At 46.3% G+C, this 17,125-nt stretch carries 19 protein-coding genes and 1 pseudogene; 3 read left to right on the top strand and 17 right to left on the bottom strand.

From position 1 onward, the window contains the following. The 8 genes from gpmI to VZ94_RS09250 all read right to left on the bottom strand — a co-directional run bounded on the left by gpmI (nt 1) and on the right by VZ94_RS09250 (nt 6,568). Nucleotides 1-1,638, bottom strand: coding sequence for a 2,3-bisphosphoglycerate-independent phosphoglycerate mutase (gene gpmI / locus VZ94_RS09280; RefSeq protein ID WP_045779009.1), 1,638 nt, complete (start codon nt 1,636-1,638; stop codon nt 1-3). Between the two features lie 251 nt (nt 1,639-1,889). After that, a complete protein-coding gene (locus tag VZ94_RS09275; RefSeq protein ID WP_045779008.1) occupies nt 1,890-2,426 on the bottom strand; it encodes a hypothetical protein in 537 nt (178 codons plus the stop codon). After that, nucleotides 2,407-2,940, bottom strand: a complete 534-nt coding sequence (locus VZ94_RS09270) for a hypothetical protein (RefSeq protein ID WP_045779007.1) — start codon at nt 2,938-2,940, stop codon at nt 2,407-2,409. The genes VZ94_RS09275 and VZ94_RS09270 overlap by 20 nt, the downstream gene beginning before the upstream one ends. A 1-nt stretch (nt 2,941) precedes the next feature. Continuing rightward, nucleotides 2,942-3,313, bottom strand: a complete 372-nt coding sequence (locus tag VZ94_RS26405; RefSeq protein ID WP_045779006.1) for a hypothetical protein — start codon at nt 3,311-3,313, stop codon at nt 2,942-2,944. A gap of 14 nt (nt 3,314-3,327) precedes the next feature. After that, complete coding sequence (locus VZ94_RS26945; RefSeq protein WP_204369095.1) at nt 3,328-3,543, bottom strand: hypothetical protein; 216 nt, start codon at nt 3,541-3,543, stop codon at nt 3,328-3,330. Beyond that, nucleotides 3,512-4,852 carry a hypothetical protein gene (locus tag VZ94_RS30545; RefSeq protein WP_275575190.1) on the bottom strand — a complete coding sequence of 447 codons (1,341 nt, stop codon included), beginning with the start codon at nt 4,850-4,852 and terminating at the stop codon, nt 3,512-3,514. The genes VZ94_RS26945 and VZ94_RS30545 overlap by 32 nt, the downstream gene beginning before the upstream one ends. Beyond that, a complete protein-coding gene (locus VZ94_RS30540; protein ID WP_204369093.1) occupies nt 4,761-5,951 on the bottom strand; it encodes a pyridoxal phosphate-dependent decarboxylase family protein in 1,191 nt (396 codons plus the stop codon). The genes VZ94_RS30545 and VZ94_RS30540 overlap by 92 nt, the downstream gene beginning before the upstream one ends. Nucleotides 5,952-6,226: 275 nt before the next feature. After that, a complete protein-coding gene (locus VZ94_RS09250; protein WP_239649800.1) occupies nt 6,227-6,568 on the bottom strand; it encodes a BrnA antitoxin family protein in 342 nt (113 codons plus the stop codon). A 306-nt stretch (nt 6,569-6,874) separates the two neighbouring features. Here VZ94_RS09250 and VZ94_RS33215 point away from each other — a divergent pair. Then, nucleotides 6,875-7,452: pseudogene (locus tag VZ94_RS33215) on the top strand (REP-associated tyrosine transposase). A gap of 360 nt (nt 7,453-7,812) precedes the next feature. Here the strand turns inward: VZ94_RS33215 and VZ94_RS09240 are convergent. The 9 genes from VZ94_RS09240 to VZ94_RS09200 all read right to left on the bottom strand — a co-directional run bounded on the left by VZ94_RS09240 (nt 7,813) and on the right by VZ94_RS09200 (nt 14,343). Next, on the bottom strand, nt 7,813-8,265 hold the full coding sequence (locus VZ94_RS09240) for a hypothetical protein (RefSeq protein ID WP_045779005.1): 453 nt from the start codon (nt 8,263-8,265) through the stop codon (nt 7,813-7,815). 606 nt (nt 8,266-8,871) lie between these two features. Further along, nucleotides 8,872-9,342 carry a siroheme decarboxylase subunit beta gene (ahbB, locus tag VZ94_RS09235; protein WP_045779004.1) on the bottom strand — a complete coding sequence of 157 codons (471 nt, stop codon included), beginning with the start codon at nt 9,340-9,342 and terminating at the stop codon, nt 8,872-8,874. Continuing rightward, a complete protein-coding gene (locus VZ94_RS09230; protein ID WP_045779003.1) occupies nt 9,343-9,786 on the bottom strand; it encodes an Lrp/AsnC family transcriptional regulator in 444 nt (147 codons plus the stop codon). Continuing rightward, a complete protein-coding gene (gene ahbB, locus VZ94_RS09225) occupies nt 9,786-10,274 on the bottom strand; it encodes a siroheme decarboxylase subunit beta (protein ID WP_045779002.1) in 489 nt (162 codons plus the stop codon). The genes VZ94_RS09230 and ahbB (VZ94_RS09225) overlap by 1 nt, the downstream gene beginning before the upstream one ends. Next, on the bottom strand, nt 10,264-10,737 hold the full coding sequence (locus VZ94_RS09220) for an Lrp/AsnC family transcriptional regulator (RefSeq protein WP_338040326.1): 474 nt from the start codon (nt 10,735-10,737) through the stop codon (nt 10,264-10,266). The genes ahbB (VZ94_RS09225) and VZ94_RS09220 overlap by 11 nt, the downstream gene beginning before the upstream one ends. After that, nucleotides 10,734-11,900, bottom strand: a complete 1,167-nt coding sequence (locus VZ94_RS09215; RefSeq protein WP_045779001.1) for a cytochrome D1 domain-containing protein — start codon at nt 11,898-11,900, stop codon at nt 10,734-10,736. The genes VZ94_RS09220 and VZ94_RS09215 overlap by 4 nt, the downstream gene beginning before the upstream one ends. 251 nt (nt 11,901-12,151) lie before the next feature. After that, nucleotides 12,152-12,457 carry a c-type cytochrome gene (locus tag VZ94_RS09210; protein WP_045779000.1) on the bottom strand — a complete coding sequence of 102 codons (306 nt, stop codon included), beginning with the start codon at nt 12,455-12,457 and terminating at the stop codon, nt 12,152-12,154. Beyond that, nucleotides 12,454-12,765, bottom strand: a complete 312-nt coding sequence (locus VZ94_RS09205) for a c-type cytochrome (RefSeq protein ID WP_045778999.1) — start codon at nt 12,763-12,765, stop codon at nt 12,454-12,456. The genes VZ94_RS09210 and VZ94_RS09205 overlap by 4 nt, the downstream gene beginning before the upstream one ends. A gap of 39 nt (nt 12,766-12,804) precedes the next feature. Next, a complete protein-coding gene (locus VZ94_RS09200; protein ID WP_239649799.1) occupies nt 12,805-14,343 on the bottom strand; it encodes a nitrite reductase in 1,539 nt (512 codons plus the stop codon). A 482-nt stretch (nt 14,344-14,825) separates the two neighbouring features. On the opposite strand from VZ94_RS09200, the gene VZ94_RS09195 reads away from it, so the two are divergent. Both VZ94_RS09195 and VZ94_RS22680 read left to right on the top strand, forming a co-directional pair. Further along, the gene (locus tag VZ94_RS09195) at nt 14,826-16,676 is read left to right on the top strand and encodes a DUF4347 domain-containing protein (protein ID WP_052700385.1); all 1,851 of its coding nucleotides are present in this window, start codon (nt 14,826-14,828) and stop codon (nt 16,674-16,676) included. After that, nucleotides 16,666-17,125 (top strand): autotransporter-associated beta strand repeat-containing protein (locus tag VZ94_RS22680; protein ID WP_369126295.1); only part of this gene is annotated, 460 nt, incomplete at its 3' end. The genes VZ94_RS09195 and VZ94_RS22680, both read left to right, overlap by 11 nt.

Below are 17,125 nucleotides of genomic sequence, written 5' to 3'. Positions count from 1 at the left end.
TTACAGAGGTTGGATTAAGCTGGCATCGTAATCATCAGGCGCTTCAAAGCCTAATAAATTCAGTACCGTAGCGGCAACGTTGGATAAGCCAGGTGTAGTTAAATTAGTGCGTAATTGATAGCTAGGGTTGGCGGATACTAGCACAAATGGCACGGGGTTTAACGTGTGTGAGGTTTTGGCTTTAGTGCGTCCCTCGGCATCACGTTTAACCGCGCCTTTTTTGTCTAATTCAAACATTTCATCGGCATTGCCGTGATCAGCGGTGATGATGGCTGTGCCTTGCGCGGCTAAGATGACCGGTATTAAGCGCGCTAGCTGTATATCTAAGCCTTGCATAGCAGTGACGGCTGCCTCGAAATTACCGGTATGACCAACCATGTCACCGTTGGCATAGTTAACGCGTAAATAACGGTATTGACCGCTACGAATAGCACCAATCAATGCATCAGTGATTTCAGCGCATTTCATCCACGGGCGTTGCTCAAACGGTACGACATCGCTAGGAATTTCGACATAAGTTTCTAAAGTTTCATCAAATTTACCCGAACGATTGCCGTTCCAGAAATAAGTGACGTGACCATATTTTTGCGTTTCGCTAATCGCGTATTGCGACACACCGTTTTTCGCTAAATATTCGCCTAGCGTGCGGTCTATCGTCGGTGGCTCGACTAAAAAGCGCGGCGGTAATTGGGTGTCACCGTCATATTGCATCATGCCCGCATAAGTGACATTAGGCAGCGGGCCGCGTGCAAACGGGGTAAACTGTTCTTCAATGAAGGCACGGGAAATTTCTATCGCGCGGTCACCACGGAAATTAAAGAAAACGACCGCATCGCCATCAACGATTTTGCCTATCGCTTGACCGTCTTTAGCAATAACAAAACCGGGCAAATCTTGGTCGATAACGTTTAATTCAGTACGGTAGGTCGTGATGGCCTCATGGGCGCTGGCAAATTGCCGACCTAAGCCGCGTACATGAATGTCCCAACCGCGCTCAACCATAGACCAATCGGCTTCGTATCTATCCATAGTAATCGTCATGCGACCACCGCCAGAGGCTATCGCAACATCAAATTGCTCGCTGCGTAATTGTGTTAAATACTCTTCAAACGGGTCAACATAGTCGAGTGCTGAGGTTTCACCGACATCACGGCCGTCTAATAAAATATGTAAACGTACTTTGCTGACACCTTCTTGTTTGGCTTGCTCTAACATTGCACGTAAATGGTCGATATGAGAATGTACATTACCATCGGAGAATAAACCAAGAAAATGTAAGCAACCGCCTTGTTTTGCGGTGGCAACGACGTCATGCCAAGCTTTACCTTGCCATAAATGACCGCTGGCAATTGATTCTGCAACTAACTTTGCGCCTTGAGCAAAGACACGGCCTGCACCAAAGGCATTATGGCCGACTTCGCTATTACCCATGTCTTCATCGCTAGGCATACCGACTGCCGTACCGTGTGCGCGTAACGGCGTCATTGGATAAGTAGTCATCAGTTTATCTAATGTGGGTGTGCGTGCAGTTTTAACGGCATCGCCGTCTTCGCGTGGCGAAATACCTACACCGTCTAATACGATGGTAACAACAGGGCCTGGACAAGGTGGGAACTGAGAAGATTTTGCTAATTTCATAGTGTTTTTAAGTGAATGGGAAATCATAGACCGAATCTATATTCTGAACGGTCACATTCGGTATCTTATGTTGCTGTAGGGTGCGCACAGCGCACTCTACCTACCTAAAAACCAAATGTGACCGTTTGAAGTATATGCGGGCGCGTAAGCCTTTAGATATGTTAACCGTTGCAGGCTGAACTAGGAAGTTTAAATCGGAAAAAATAGGAAGTGCTAGTGATTGTACGTTGAACTTTTTCTGTTGTTTAATCTTAAGTCGTTGCAAGTTCAGCCAATGTTTTAATCGCTTTTGCCATGACAGTTTGCTCAGAATCGCTTAGTGCTTCAGTGATGAGTCTAGCACTCAGCGACAATCTTAAACCCGTTACGCGTGCGTTGTCCTGAGTGCCTATCACCACCGGTTGGCCGAGTTGGTAGTGTCGCTGTTGTAAGGTTTGATAAAGCGCTAACACTTGTGCTTCGTTATAGTGTGGCAACCGTAACGTCCAAATCGTGGTTAAGCTATCCCAGTGTTTGGCACTGGTGAGTGGTTGTCGATTGAGTTGGGGTGTTGTTAGTAGCTGTAATGTAGGGTATTGATTAACCGTAGTTAATACCGCGTCGTGAAAGTGTTGAATAAACCCGCTAATCTGGCTATCTGAAAAACTTAGCAACACTTCAAGCTCATCAAGCGCGGCGTGCCAACGTAGCAATAAGCCGATGTTCGTTTTGACACCGAGTTGTTCACGTCCAGGCCACGTGTTAGGCCATTCAGCGCAATTTGACAGTTCAGCTAAGGTATTCGGCAAGGGGTTGGCTCTCAGCCAGTGTGCACAAGCTTCGGGTATTAATAATGCGCCCGAAAAACGCTGGGCCAGTTAAAAATTTAGAGCCGGTGATGGCAACAAAAAAATTTTGTTTTAAATACGAGGATAACGTATCTGGAGATAAACGAAGCTGACATGCATCAACCAGTATTGTTAGTCTATCGCCGTAACGCTGCTTTAAGCCCAGTACACACGCAAGGCTAGGGGCAATAAGTCCAGTCTTGCTTTGGTCAATCATGATAAGCAATACATGATGCTGATGCTGTAGCGCTTGTGCGACTAAAGCTTCCGTTTCAGCATCGAGTTCATGATAAGGTCTTAGCTTGCCATCAGGTTGTCTAAGGGTTATGCATTGTAATGTTGGTTTTAACCCAGGAGTACGACTATCGCTAAGTGCGGATGCCACACCACGACCGGTTTCATGACTGTCCATCATGATAATAGCAAGCGATTGAGTGGCTCGATACGCTAAAACCTTTGCTAATAAACCATGCACATCAGTGCCAGAAGGTGAAAAAACAAATGTCAGTGTGCTGAGGTAAGCTTAATAACTCGTGCAAGCGCTGTCTCAGCTGTGCGAGTTCATCGTCATAAACCGTGGTTAACGTATCGGTATTTAATCGTTGTTGTAAATCTTGTAGGCGCAGTAAACTCTGCTTAAATCCCCTCGCGCTGATTTGTGAACAAGTGCTAGAACCAAATGCATAGGCGTCAGGATTTGGCGTAGCGGCATAGCCATACGCGTTTACGCCGGTATCAGGAGACAGCGCAATACGCCAGTCGCCACCTGTCGTTAACAACCCTATTAGACTGGGTAGCGAGGCTGACTTATGCGAGAGTTCGTTTAGTTTAATGTTGTTGGCTAGCATTAATGAGCAATGACCTAAAACGCGGCAAAGACTTTTTGCATAGCATCTTGTTTATAAGGGAATGCTTCAATGGGGTCTAAGTTATGAATAATCATGCAGCTATCGACTTCAAACACCAACAGTTGTCCATCGGGTGTTTCGGCGCAATCAATGCCTAAGTAATCTAAGCCAAAACAATCCGCTATGTGCTGTAACGCGCTAGCATGTGTTAGTGCAAAAGTTTTGATCAAATGCGACCATGGATGCGGCTTCCTCGGCGCGTTTTTCAGCGTTATCAGCCATACCCGCATTGAGATAATGAATCATCCATTGCTCAGAAATCGCTTGATGACATAAATACGGTTTACCTGCAATCAAGACAATACGGTATTTGCGATATAAACCGTCAGCGCTTTTATAGTCATAGAAGCTGGCAAGATAAAACTCCTCAGCATTCTCTGTAGTTAGGTAGTCAATTAAGGCCGAATAGCTATCGATTTTGGCTAAGCCTTGCCCCGCATGAGAATCGACAGGGCGAATAATTAGCGGGTAATCATCGTCAGTTAAAATCTCGTGGACGGTAATTAAATCATGTTTAGATACACGCAACGTCTCAGGAGCGACTAGGCCTGGGGCATCTTGTAGACGGTCTGCTACCTGGTTGCGCGCTAACAAACTAATCGCTTCCGGTTTGTTTAACACAGGTTTTGGCCAATTAGCCAGCTTATTGGTTAAGCTGTTTAATAACGCCATATTAGCATCTGATTGGGCAACAGCGACAAACAACACATCATGCTCGGGTACAGTATCAGGCAAAGGCGAGGTTTCAGTGACATAAACTTGAGTTAAGCCTATATCGCTGTGCTGAATTAAAAACTCTAACGGCGTATTTGCCATTAAATCGCCCGCGCTCATTAGCACTAATAAACGGAGTTGAATGGGCTGCTCAGTGATGGGGGGCTGATAGAGCTGTTGTTGACTTAACGCTTCTTTTTGTATTGACAGTGCTAGTTCAGGAAAACCGCGTAGGAATAAAATATTGGCAATGTCGATTAAGGTTTCAGGTTTGGGTTCGGTTTTAACGCGTTCTAATAATAATGAACCTAACGGTGCGAGGTCGAAACCGGCCAAGGCAGAAGCCATTAGTGGCGCAAGGCCAATAAAAGGGCGGTTTGCGTAATCGGGTAATTCTGTTGTCATAAAAGCCTCGGTATGAGTGTAAACAGAAAATTGCTTGCCGAATCGTAGGCAAGCATCAAGCATAGCATCAATATGCACTTCGGTGGTGCGATGGTTAAAAATAGCGACGCGAATGGCTAACAGTGTATTGATTTTAGTTGTAGACGGCGCCGCGATACCGGATTCTTGTAATGCAATAACAATTTTAGCATTGACCGCATCGGCCTGTTCAGCACGATAGCGAAAACAGACAATGTTAAGTGTAACCGGTGCTAATAATTCTAGCTTGTCACACATCAAAATCTTTTCCTTTAAATAGTGCGCTAACTGGCAAGTATGCCAGATGACGTGGCCTAGTTTTTGAGTGCCATATACTTTCAACGTAAACCACGTCTTTAAACGCTTTAAAACCACGCGATAGCTCAGGGCCTAAATCGCACGGCCAAGGTGAGCCAGCGGCTAAACCTCGCTCAGCTCGCATCAGATACGCAGCAGGCGAGGCAAACGTTGCCAGTTGCTGTTGTTGGTCTCTTACCAAAATAAAACCGGCATCATAAGGGACTTGTCCCCATTTATGAAAATCGAACGCAAGCGAATCAGCCGCTTGAATGCCTTGTAATAGCGGGGCTAATTCCGGTGATAACATAGCTAATGCGGCATACGCACCATCGACATGTAGCCATAAACCTTGTTCATGGGCGAGTTCTGCCAATTCAGGCAACGGGTCTATCGCACCGACATCGACGCTACCTGCGGTTGCGGCAATTAAAAAAGGCTCAAAACCGTTAGCCTTATCCGCCATGATAGCGGCTTTAAGCGCGTTAACATCGAGTTGAAATTGGCTATTGACTGGCATTAAGCGTAATGCATCACTACCTAAACCAGTTATTTCTAGGGCTTGTGTTAAGCTAACATGCGCACTGCTAGCGGTATAAGCCACTAAGCGCCTATGACTTTGCTGCAAACCGAGTTGACGGCTGGTTTCACCTAAAAACCAAGTTTTTGCAATTAACACGCCGATTAAGTTAGCCATCGAGGTGCCGCTAACCATGAGACCACCGGCGCTATCGGGGAAACTGAACAAGTCTTTAAGCCACTGGGTTAATTGCTGCTCTAGCGCAACAGGTGCTTGATTGCGCCCCCCGACATTGGCATTTAACCCGGCTGCCAGCAGTTCCGCCACCATACCGACCACAGTACCAGCACCGTGTACCCAACCCATAAACCCCGGATGGATATTGCCCACGCTATACGGCACAATCTGCGTCATAAACCATTGATGTACGTTTTTTAGTTCGGCAGATTCGGCGGATAATTGTGCGTATTCATCGCTAAGCAAATCAGCAGGCGATGGTTGCCATACCGGCTTGCTGTGCAGATTTTCCAGATGATCGAGCATGTCATCGAGCATTTGATGACTATCGCGGCGAAACGCCTGCCAATCTTCCGGGTCAAGAGTGTCTTTTGAGGTCTTAAGCATAACAAATGATAGCAAGAGGAGTTTGCTAGCTTAACCGATAATAGACTTTGAACGTTCAAATTTTCGGTTTTTAGGCTATCCACTCAAGATGGGATACTTTTAATTTTAGCCCGTAAAGCTAAACCGTCATTCCGGCAGTGATTGCCGGAATCCAGGTGCCATGGATGAAACACATCCATGTGGCTTAGCAACGCAGTAAGCGGATTTTCTGAAAGGCAATCCGCCATTTTGGGGTACACTGATGGTGGTTTGTTATCGCGAAAACGCCGTATGCGCTATGCCGTGTGTTCTTTAAGCCACTCCTTGAGCGCGTCATCCATCCGTTTTTGCCAGCCTTTGCCGGTTGAGCGGAAATACGCCAATACTTCAGGGCTAAACCGCACGGTGGTTGATACTTTAGTGGGGGCTTTTTGTTTGCCGCGCCCGCGCAAGACAGCTTGCAACTCATCGGGCAATGAAGAGAACGACTTAAAATGCTTAAAATCGTCTTCGGTCAACTCACGGACTTCGCCGTCTGCGTCAGTCAAGGGTAATGGTTTTGCCATATTTACAGGATTCTCTGGTGTATCGAAGGCAGCGGTTTCAAAATCAAAATCGACCACGCGTTCAAAGCTCAAGCCGCGTTCGCGGATGTTCCTTTCATTTTTGATGGGATCGAAGTCAAGTTTGATTACTTTATTGTAGTAACAAATAACGCGTAAAGAAAGCTTGTTGCTAATAACATTAGGCAGTCATGTACGCCTTGCGTACCCTACAGTGATCGTTTCCAAGTCTGAGCTTGGCAGCAAGCACAACACGTTAATGCTGATTCGCTGATAGGCAATTTGCCCTACGGGCTGCACTGCACACTTTACACAGATTTGTCCAGTTATAGGATGCTCCGACAATAGAAGGCGCATCATTCGTGTTTGTGCACTCGACAGATGCGCTTCGTACCTCAGCACATCCTATACGGGTTTAGCGCATCTTATCGAGTTGAATATCGACGATTTTACATACCGAAAGCCCTATGGTTTTTTACCGTTAATCTTGCCGAGCGTAAGAACAATCGCTTATTGGTGGAAAAGATTGACGTTTTGCGAGATGCCTTTCGTTATGTAAAACAACAAAAACCGTTTGAAATAAATGCCATCGTCATTATGCCGGATCACAACATTGCATTTGGACATTGCCTGAAAATGACGGTGACTATTCCGTAAGATGGAATTTATTGAAAGGGTATTTTTCAAGAAAAATACCTAATGGCGAGCGAGTATCGAAAAGCCGCCAAAATCGCCGTGAACGCGGATTATGGCAAAGCCGCTTTTGGGCGCATTTAATCGAAGGTCAAACCGATCTTAATCGTCATATCGATTATATCCATTGGAATCCGGTAAAACATGGTTATGTAAAACAGGTCATCGATTGGCCTTATTCGAGTTTTCATCGTTATTTAAAGCAAGGTATTTATACCGGTGATTGGGGTAGTCATGAAAAGTACGACATTAAAGGAATCGAGTGACGCGAACGATGCGCCTCCTGACGTCGGCACATCCTATCAGCGCACCTTATCGCGTTATCAGCGCACCTTATCGCGTTGATAGGCAATTTGCCCTACGGGTTGCACTGCACACTTTACACAGATTTGTCCAGTTATAGGATGCTCCGACAATAGAAGGTGCATCATTCGTGTTTGTGCACTCGACAGATGCGCTTCGTACCTCAGCACATCCTATATGGGTTTAGCGCATCTTATCGAGTTTATCGCGTTAAAGGCTGTTGATTCCAACCGACGGATGCGGAAAACCGCATGTCCAGTGGTGTGGGAGAGGTGGTGGGAGCAATCCCGTCACCCGGACCCGATCCGCGTTATGATCATTTCTCACGAACTGAGAAATACCCACATCTGTACTTTTTCACTTGAATTTGGTGTACCGCCTTTAAACACGATCGCCAACTCTGGGCCAATTACATCGTAGGTATGAATTTTACCATCAATGGGGTGGTGAAATTCCTGCGCTAGTGTTGCATCGCTGAGTTTACCTAGGTATATCGAAATTGATTTAGCACTGGTTGAACCAATTAGGATGTTGATTTTTCTAAATCTCCTCACGCTAATTATATGTCCTGCCTGTCTTGGGTCGAGTTGAACCCCAGCCTCACCAAACTGGCTATAGTTAATTTCTGCTGGAATGTCTACAAAGTTATACAAACGAGTATTTGAAATATCCCTTGTTGCTATTGGGGTTTCCGATAGCGCTGATATCGGTGTGGATAAAGACATAACCATTGCTCCAATCAATATCATTTGCTTCGTAATTATTGTGTCCTTCATTGGTTGGGACTCCTAGATTTTATAATGAGTTGCAATGAAAACCTAACTGTATACTAAAATGGGTTGAAGACAAGGTCGCGACTCCCGTAAAGTTGTTCTACCAAAAGCAACTTCATGAGGGAGAAGGGCCATGTCAGTGGAAGACTTTATCATTTATGTGTATTGCTGTATAGAAGATATCAGCCGAACTACCGTCAGCCCACCGCTAAGAAGCTTACAAGTCTAGTCAAGATTGGGTCGAGGTAACGAGATTGCGCCCGTTACCCTCCCACACCACCATAAGTATCTACACAAGTCCGCACAAAGCCAAGTAGGGTGCATTCCATGCACCAAAGAACTTGCCAACAACGTGCTTTTCGGAAAAAATCCTCGCCCAATCACACTCTAAACGCAATTTTTTCACATAACCATGAAACGTTGAATCCGCGCGCGCTTTTGGGTGCATGGAATGCACACTACCTGTCTTTCAAGTTGTTGACAAAATTTAGCATAGCCTAAAATAAATGCCATCCACATCACAAAAATTTTCTGCATAGCCGCCTAAGTTGCTCGACTAAATGCGGGCAATGACGTTTTAAGCATTACAGCATCCGTACCGAACAAATGTTAAACACTCCTAAACCCCGTCTTCTTAAGTATTTTAGTGCTGTATAACACAGTATATTCCTGACATGCATCGCCTAATACCGTTTTAATTTGTTGAATGTGTTGTTCGGCTTCTGGCTCAGTTTTGGCGTGTATCATCGCGAATAAGTTGTATGGCCAATCGGGTAGGTGCCTGGGTCTGTGGTAGCAATGGCTGACAAAGCTGAGTTGGCCGATGTGTTGGCCTAGCGTGTTGATATGTTCATCGCTGACGTTCCATACGGTCATGCCGTTATAGCGGTAACCTAACCGGTAGTGGTTGGGTACGGCGGCGATGCGGCGGATTTGACCGCTGTCTTGCATGGCTTGTAGGCGTTGCATGAGTTCTTGCTTGTCAAGACCTAGTTGTTTGGCTAGGGTTTGATAAGGTTCTAAGGTCAGCGGTAACCCAGCTTGGGTGTGGTGCATGATGAGGCGGTCTATGGCGTCCATTTAGGCACTGAGCTGTAAATTGACAAAATATTCGTTGAGTTTGGGCATGTTGTAAACTGTTAAACCGGTTTGCGCGGCGATTTGCGCTAAGGCGTGTTGTTGCTGTTCTAGGGTTTCGGTGGCTAAAACAAACCAGATGTTGAAGTCATGGTCGCGGGCATAGTTGTGCGCGACTTCAGGGAAGGCATTGATTAACTCGGCTATTTCATCAAAACGCTCTAGCGGTGCTTTGACAGCGGCTAACGTTAAGGCACCGCCTATGCGTTCGGCATGGTACAGCGGCCCGAAGCGGGTGAGGGTGCCATTTTCCAGTAACGCTTGTAAGCGCGATAACACCTCTTCAGCCGGAATGCCTAGTGTGGCTGATAACTGTTGGTACGGTGCATCGCAAATAGGGAAACCGGTTTGCAGTTGATTAATTAGCGCGCGGTCTATGGCGTCCATTAGCTTTCTTGATGGGTTAAGCGGTAGCGCGCGCCTTGTTGTTTAAAACAGCGGCGGCTGAATAAGACGGTTTTCGCGATATGCGTGAGATTTAAGGTTTGCGTGAGCTGTTCTAACTGGGTTAATACGGTTTCGCGGTCTTTGCCGTGTATCATGCAATAGAGGTTATACGGCCAGTCTGGATGTCTAGGGCGTTGATAACATAAGTTAACAAACGGAAACGTACTCATTTGCTGACCTACTGTGGTGACCTCTGCGTCGGGTATATTCCAAACCACCATGGCGTTCGCTTGGTAGCCTAGCGAGCGGTGTTTGACGATAACGCCCATGCGTTTTATCAAGCCTTGCTGGTTTAGCGCCGATAACCGATTAATGACTTCGGTTTCTGGCAAGCCTAAACGCTGACCGATTTCGGCATAAGGTCGTGAGCACAGCGGTAAGCCTTGTTGTATCGAGGCGAGTAGGCGGCGGTCGCTATTATCCAACATGTTGCCAATCCAAGTTAAAGCCTAAATCGATATAAAAATCGTGTAACAACGGAAATTGTAAGACCGGATAGCCGGTTTCCGCTTCAATACTAGCAATTACGGCGGCGAGTTGTTCGTTATTATCGGCTATTACGACAAACCATAAGTTCAGCTCATGTTCGCGTTCGTAATTATGATTGATTTCCGGGTAGCGGCTAATCGTGTTGGCAACGGTTTCTAGCTCCGCTTGGGGCACGGCTATTGCTGCTAAGGTACTGACGCCAATATGATTAGGCCGGATAATAGGGCCGACCCGGCTAATCAATTGTTGCTGGCTGAGCTCGGTTAGAGCGGATAATACCGTTGATTCCGATACGCCGAGTTGCTCAGCAATGGCTTGATACGGGCGCTCTGACAACGGAAAGTCACGCTGAAAATCGTTCAGCAAACGCTTGTGTAAGTCCGTTAACACGAGTTCGGTCATAAGCCAATTTGATGAGCGCGGGCGCTGAAGAAAATCCCGTTGGGTTTTTTCGCAGGGATACGAGCGAGTTCTTTTAAGTGATAACTGTCGTAAACCACGACTTGGTTATCGTCTCTGAGGGCCACCCAAACTTGTTCCCCGCGTGGTGAGAATTCTAAATGTAATACGCCTTTACCCGGTTCTAACGTGTTGCTGACCGCTAAGTCTTTAACATCAATAATTTGTAATTGATGGTTATCAGGGAAGGCGAAATTTAACCAGACTTGCCGAGCATCGGGTCTAGCTCTGACAAATACCGGCTGGCCTAATACCGGAATCGCTTTAACAAGCTGCCACGTGCGGCTATCAATCACTAAAACTTCATGTTTGCCTATCGCGGGTAAAAAAACATAATCTCCCGCCATTGCCCAGCCTTCTAAATGCGGCATTTTAAACACAGGTAGCTTTTCGTCTTCTTTAATGTAGTTTGGCAAAATATGTTTAGCACCCGCTTCGGTATGCCATAAATCCAACACCGACATGCCGGGCTCACCGAATAAACCAGCGACATAATAACGGCCTTCTGGGGTGATTAAGCCGTCATAAGGCTGTTTGCCGATATTTTTAAATTTTTCTAGGCTAGGTTTTTGGTGGTCGCTGACATCGGCTAGCCAGATTTCACCGGCGTCGAATAAGCTAAAAATAAAGCGCTGCCCCGGCGCATCGGCTAAGCCAATGACTTTGGAGCGTTGACTAGCGCCGTATTCTGCTGGAATATCGGCGATAGGTTCTAAGGTATCGGCAGAAAACAGTTTGACACCACCGGGTGTGTAATTAGATACCGCGACGATGCGGCCATCTTGGGAGATAGCACCGCCTATGCTGTTTCCGGCTTGTACAATACGTTTAACCAGGCGGTCTTGTAATAAATCGATTTTGCTTAAGCCGCCATCGCGAGCAAACAAATAGGCATAGCGTTGATCTCTTGAGAACACGACCGAGGCATGTGAGGTGTCGCCTAGATTTTCAATGCGCGCGAGTTGTTTATGTTCAGTGGTATTGACGATTAAGGCGCTACCGGATTCGCGTTCTATGATTAAGCCTAAATCACCGGTGGCTCGGGGTTCGGCTAGTGTTATGGCTGAAAAAGCTAGCCAGAAAAGGAACAGTAATTGTTTTAGCATGGTGTTTTGGTGTATTTATTAGCAAGTCTCGATTAAAGCTGGTGAGGTTGGCAATGGCGTTTATTACTGACTGATATGCGTTGAACGTTTGGCTACTTTACAAGTAACGTCATTCTTCATTTTTGTAGGTCGGGTTAGCGATAGCGTAACCCGACACAATCAGCAACAATTGTCGGGTTACGCTGACGCTCGGCAACTGCTCCTGCGTTGCTCTACCTCCTGCATCCATGCAGTCGTAACCCGACCTACAACTATTTTCTTAATAAATTATCAACTAGCCATTCTGCTTCTACTTGGCTAATAAATGAACGCCACGGTGGCATTGCCGTACCTGGGCGACCATTGAGTATGGTTGTTATTAAGTAGTCGTCGGTTTTGGCGGTTAATGCGTCGGGTAATAGCGAGGGACCTATGCCACCTTTTCGTGTTAAGCCATGACAAGCCCCGCAATCTTGTTGCACTAATTCGCGTAACGCGGCTTGCCGTTCAGCACTTGGCTCAGCATAGGTATTGCGGGCCATAATCAGTAATAACAACAGCAAGCCGCGTATTATCATGGTTTTACTCTCGCATAATACGCCGCGACATTGGCAATGTCAGCATCGGTTAATGAGCCAGCAATCGCGTTCATAATGTCGGACTTGCGTGTTTTATCACGGTATTGCTTAAGTGCTTCGCGTAAATAAGCTTCATCGCGACCGGCTAGGGTTGGGAAGACGCTATCCGATGACGGTGTTTTGATGCCGTGGCATTGCGAGCAAACCGCAGCCGCGCGCGCTTGACCGGCATAAAGAACGGTCGCTTGTACGGTGCTTGCCGATAATAAGCTGAATAGCAACAAGCTTAAGCGAATGAGGGTAGTCATTATTTCCCTCCTTGGCTGTTTGGCGCTGAGGGTATTTCATCAGGTGATAAGCCGCGTGTCATGTAACGAACCCGACCATGCGAGAAAATACCGGCAGGGCTTTCCATAGGGATAGAGGCGACTTTTTTCTAAGCTATTGGAATCATAAACGACCACTTCATCACCATTATAGCCCGCACTGATGTATAAGAACTTGCCATCAGCGCTGTATTCAGGGAAGTAAGCATGACCGCCGACATCTAAGGTTTTCACGACTTCTAAGCTTTTCTTGTCGATGAGTTGCACGGTTCTTGCGCGTCTATCTTTGCTGATAATGTCTACGGCGACATAAGGCGCATTGGCATGAGCGGCTGGGGATTCGGTACCGCCTGAGACGGGGACTTGCTTAACGACTTCCATTTTGTCTAAATCCCAGACACTGACGACGGTTTTATCGCAATCACCAAAATTGGTGCCAAAACCTAAGGTTCTGCCATCAACCACCACCGCTGAGCCGCCGCCGACATGAGGCACACAGCCAGCTTCTAGCTTTTTAATAATTTTACGCTCTGCTAAATCAATCGCCGCGACAATGCTGTCGTCATACGAGGCAATCATGAGTTTACGTCCACCGTGGGTTAAAAACGCATCATGTAAATGGCGGCCCACATCGGTAATACGCGTGACAGGGAAGTCGTCTTTTAAATCGATTACCCAGACTTGACCGGCATTTTCTAACGCTATGGCAAAGACATCGGCATAAGGCGTGCCAATAACCATACCCGAATCGGACGAAACCTGTTTACCATCGGGGTCTATGCCTTCTAATTCAAAGGTTTTTAGCGGCTCTAAGGTGTCGGCATTTAAGATAACAGCGTTATGCGGTACGAATGAGCCGGCCATAATGTATTTACCATCGCGTGAAACACCCATGCCTGGGCCGTTATAGCCGGTTTTAATACTGCGCACGGCTTGCATCGAATATAAATCGACTTTAAAAATTTCAGCGGTATCGGTTTTGACATAAGCCCAGCGTGGATTCACGGGATTGTAATCAATGATATGGGCGGCTGTACCTGTAGGCACTTCGCCTAATTTTTGGTGAGTTTTGCTATTAATAAAAATGGCGCGTGAACCTTCGCCGCGACCGTATTTACCACGCGCTGCCACGCCAATCACATCATCCATGTTGTCAATGCTATAAGTGGGTTGTGCGGGTAGGGTGGTTTCGTCTGACACATAGACTTTTAACGATGCTTTCATATCGTCTATGGTCCAGGCCGGATTAGGTAATTTAGGTGTTGTTTGTAAGTGTTTGACTAAACTACGGATTTCATCATCAGTGAGCTTGCCATAAAACGGCGGCATTAAGGTATCAAAACTGCCCGCCATCACAATCGTGCGTAGCGCTGTAGGACTACGACCTTTTAACGTATCGGCATTTAATGGCGGGGCTAAATAACCGCCATGATCTGAGCCATGACAGCTCGCGCAATTGTTTTGATAAAGTTCATGGGCATTGGGCTCTGCGCTTAACGCAACAGGCGAAAGTAAAGCGGATAATAAAACAGCGTGACAGTATTGGGTCGTTTTTTTCATATCTCCTCCGTTTTTAGTATTGACTCAATACTATAGGTTTTTGCGCTAAAGCTCAAGTTTTATAGTGAGTCTGTTATTGTTATGTGTTGTTATCAGTAATCGGTTGGTAGTCGTGTCGCTAACTCATTCCATTGAATAATAATGCCGGCGTGTAAGGTAAATCGCTAAGATTTTATCCATAAGCTAGATTAACTAATATTCTCTCACACGATGACGTCCATATATGCTAAGTTTTTTGTTTGATCGTAGCTAGCGCCGTGTTAGGTGAAGCGGGCTCCCGTTTGAATTGTAATTTCCGTAATGGCGCGAGTTTAATTTTAGTATTTTCAGATATGTCGGTATATTTATCATTTTTTCAAGTAGGCACCATTGTTGAATGATGGCTTTAACGACTATCGAAATATTCGATGTATACTTCAATAATCAATAATTAATCAGTGTAATAACGTTTTATTAACCCCATAAAGCACTCCGAGGCGAAGATGAAAATTATTAAATCAACACAATTATTAGATAGTGAAGTTGCCGACGATGCTAAGTTTATTGCGGGTGAGCTTGCTGTTTCTTCGATGACGAGTTCTCAAGTAGCTAACATGCCTACTAAAGAAATTGTTTTTATTGCAAATAATATCAAAGATTACCAAGCCTTAATAAATGACATACGTCCCGGTGTCGAAATAGTGATACTCGATGCAAGTCAAGATGGTTTAGCGCAAATGGTGGCATGGGCTAATGCACATTCGGGCTATGATGCAATACATATCTTTACCCATGGTGCTGAGGGACAGGTTAACTTAGGCTCATTCACACTGGATATTGATTCAGCCGTGCAACGCTCTGATGAGCTAGCTGTGCTGGGTTCGGCACTGACAGATAGTGGTGATTTATTGCTATATGGTTGTAATGTCGCCAGCGGTGACGGTGAAAAGTTTGTAGCAGCTTTGTCGGAAATGACGCTAGCCGATGTTGCTGCATCTAATAATCTTACCGGCTCATCTTTACTGGGTGGAGATTGGTTATTGGAATACACGAATGGGTTTATTACCGCAGTTGAATTGAATAGTAGCAACTACGCATATACTTTTGATGATACGCCCGTGCTTAACCAGGTAAACGGCGATACAGTCGCATGGCCAGGCGTAGCGAATACTGTTTTGTTGGATAATGGTGGCGACGCTACCGTTAGTGATACCGAATTTGATGCGTTAAACAGTGGTAACGGTGATTACAGCGGTGCTTCGATAACCGTACAGCGTTCAGGAACACCACTGAGTAGCGATGTATTCGGTTTCGATACCAACGGCGCGAGTTTTACTGTTAGCGGCAGCGATTTACAAAGCGGCGGTCTGACGTTTGCGAGTTTTACCCAAGCGGGTGGCGTGTTGACGATTAATGTTAACAGTTCGGCTACGCCAGCAACCACGGCCTTAGTGCAAGAAGTTGTGCGCAGAATTTCCTATCGTAATGATACGCCTGCTGGCGACGCAGTCATTACGATGACGCTGTCCGATGGTGTGACGGCAGTTGATGCGAATATTACAGTTGCCAGCGATACGATTGCTATTACGAATAGCACCGACACCGGAACGATTGACCTTAGCAACGGTGTAAGCTTCACAGAAGCAGTCGCCATAGCAGCAGCTGACGCAACCGGTACGCAAACCTTAGCTTTAGCCAGTAACTTAGCGGGGCAAACGGTTTCGTTTGCCCAAAGTCCGACGCTTAGCGAAAGTTTGACTTTAGATGGCGATGCAGCGACTGGCGCTACGTTAAGCGGAGGTACATTAACCATAAATTCAGGCTCCACATTAACGGTGAGCAACAGTTTCAGTGATTTATTAACGATTACCGGTGTGATAGCGGGTTCAGGCCAATTCACTAAAACCGGTGCGGGTACGTTAATGTTAACAGCTAGCAATACCTACACGGGTGCAACCACGGTGTCGGACGGCTTGGTCATAGCCAATAATACCAATGCGTTTGCGTTTGGTATCAACAGCGATGTTACGCTTGCTCTCGGTACCCGTCTACGTCTAGAAGCTAACCTTTCGCTAGGTTCGTTAGCCGGAGCTGGAACGGTAACGGCGGACAGCACGTTAACACTCAATAATCATGCTGACACGACGTTCTCTGGTTCTATTACCGGCATTGGTTCTTTAAGAGTACTATCACCCGGCTCTCATACGCAAACGCTGTCCGGGGTTAATCTCTATACTGGAAGCACCATTCTGGGGAACTCCGGTCTGCTCATTGTCGATGGCGGCTCTGCGATTCCGGATACCAGCGTCGTTACGATAAACGGCGCCAGTCGTTTTGACTTTAATGGCGAGTGAAACCATAGGCCGGTTGCGTTCAACTTCCGGCATTAGTCAACAACTCGATTTAGGCTCAAATACGCTTACCATTAATCAATCCGCCGATGATGGTTTTGGCGGCACGATTATCGGTACTACAGGTACGCTGATAAAAAGCGGTAGTGCGGCTTTAACGTTGACCGGTGCTAACACGTATAACGGTGCTACTCAAATCTTAGCCGGTAGTTTAGTCGCTGCAAACGCCACAGCGCTAGGTACTGTGACGGGAGCGACGACTGTTAATTCAGGCGCGACCTTACAGATTTCCGGCGATATTGCGATTGCCGAAAACATTATCTTGAATCCAGCCGGTACTAGTGCTGCGTTGGAAAACATCAGCGGTAATAACACACTGTCTGGGACTATCGCTCATACCAGTAATGGCAGTGTTACGTTATCCGCAGCGACAGGCACTCAGCTTACACTCA

Origin of the sequence: Methylocucumis oryzae (assembly GCF_000963695.1) — a bacterium.
Classification (GTDB): Bacteria; Pseudomonadota; Gammaproteobacteria; order Methylococcales; family Methylomonadaceae; genus Methylovulum; species Methylovulum oryzae.
The sequence above is the reverse complement of the archived record's forward strand: the minus strand, read 5'-3'. Positions and strand labels throughout refer to the sequence as shown.

What these genes read in the sequence shown, in the direction of transcription:
- gpmI (WP_045779009.1), bottom strand. Translation starts at nt 1,638, where the DNA reads ATGAAATTAGCAAAATCTTCTCAGTTCCCACCTTGTCCAGGCCCTGTT.
- VZ94_RS26405 (WP_045779006.1), bottom strand. Translation starts at nt 3,313, where the DNA reads ATGCTAGCCAACAACATTAAACTAAACGAACTCTCGCATAAGTCAGCC.
- VZ94_RS30540 (WP_204369093.1), bottom strand. Translation starts at nt 5,951, where the DNA reads ATGCTTAAGACCTCAAAAGACACTCTTGACCCGGAAGATTGGCAGGCG.
- VZ94_RS09240 (WP_045779005.1), bottom strand. Translation starts at nt 8,265, where the DNA reads ATGAAGGACACAATAATTACGAAGCAAATGATATTGATTGGAGCAATG.
- ahbB (WP_045779004.1), bottom strand. Translation starts at nt 9,342, where the DNA reads ATGGACGCCATAGACCGCCTCATCATGCACCACACCCAAGCTGGGTTA.
- VZ94_RS09230 (WP_045779003.1), bottom strand. Translation starts at nt 9,786, where the DNA reads ATGGACGCCATAGACCGCGCGCTAATTAATCAACTGCAAACCGGTTTC.
- ahbB (WP_045779002.1), bottom strand. Translation starts at nt 10,274, where the DNA reads ATGTTGGATAATAGCGACCGCCGCCTACTCGCCTCGATACAACAAGGC.
- VZ94_RS09220 (WP_338040326.1), bottom strand. Translation starts at nt 10,737, where the DNA reads ATGACCGAACTCGTGTTAACGGACTTACACAAGCGTTTGCTGAACGAT.
- VZ94_RS09215 (WP_045779001.1), bottom strand. Translation starts at nt 11,900, where the DNA reads ATGCTAAAACAATTACTGTTCCTTTTCTGGCTAGCTTTTTCAGCCATA.
- VZ94_RS09210 (WP_045779000.1), bottom strand. Translation starts at nt 12,457, where the DNA reads ATGATAATACGCGGCTTGCTGTTGTTATTACTGATTATGGCCCGCAAT.
- VZ94_RS09205 (WP_045778999.1), bottom strand. Translation starts at nt 12,765, where the DNA reads ATGACTACCCTCATTCGCTTAAGCTTGTTGCTATTCAGCTTATTATCG.
- VZ94_RS09200 (WP_239649799.1), bottom strand. Translation starts at nt 14,343, where the DNA reads ATGAAAAAAACGACCCAATACTGTCACGCTGTTTTATTATCCGCTTTA.
- VZ94_RS09195 (WP_052700385.1), top strand. Translation starts at nt 14,826, where the DNA reads ATGAAAATTATTAAATCAACACAATTATTAGATAGTGAAGTTGCCGAC.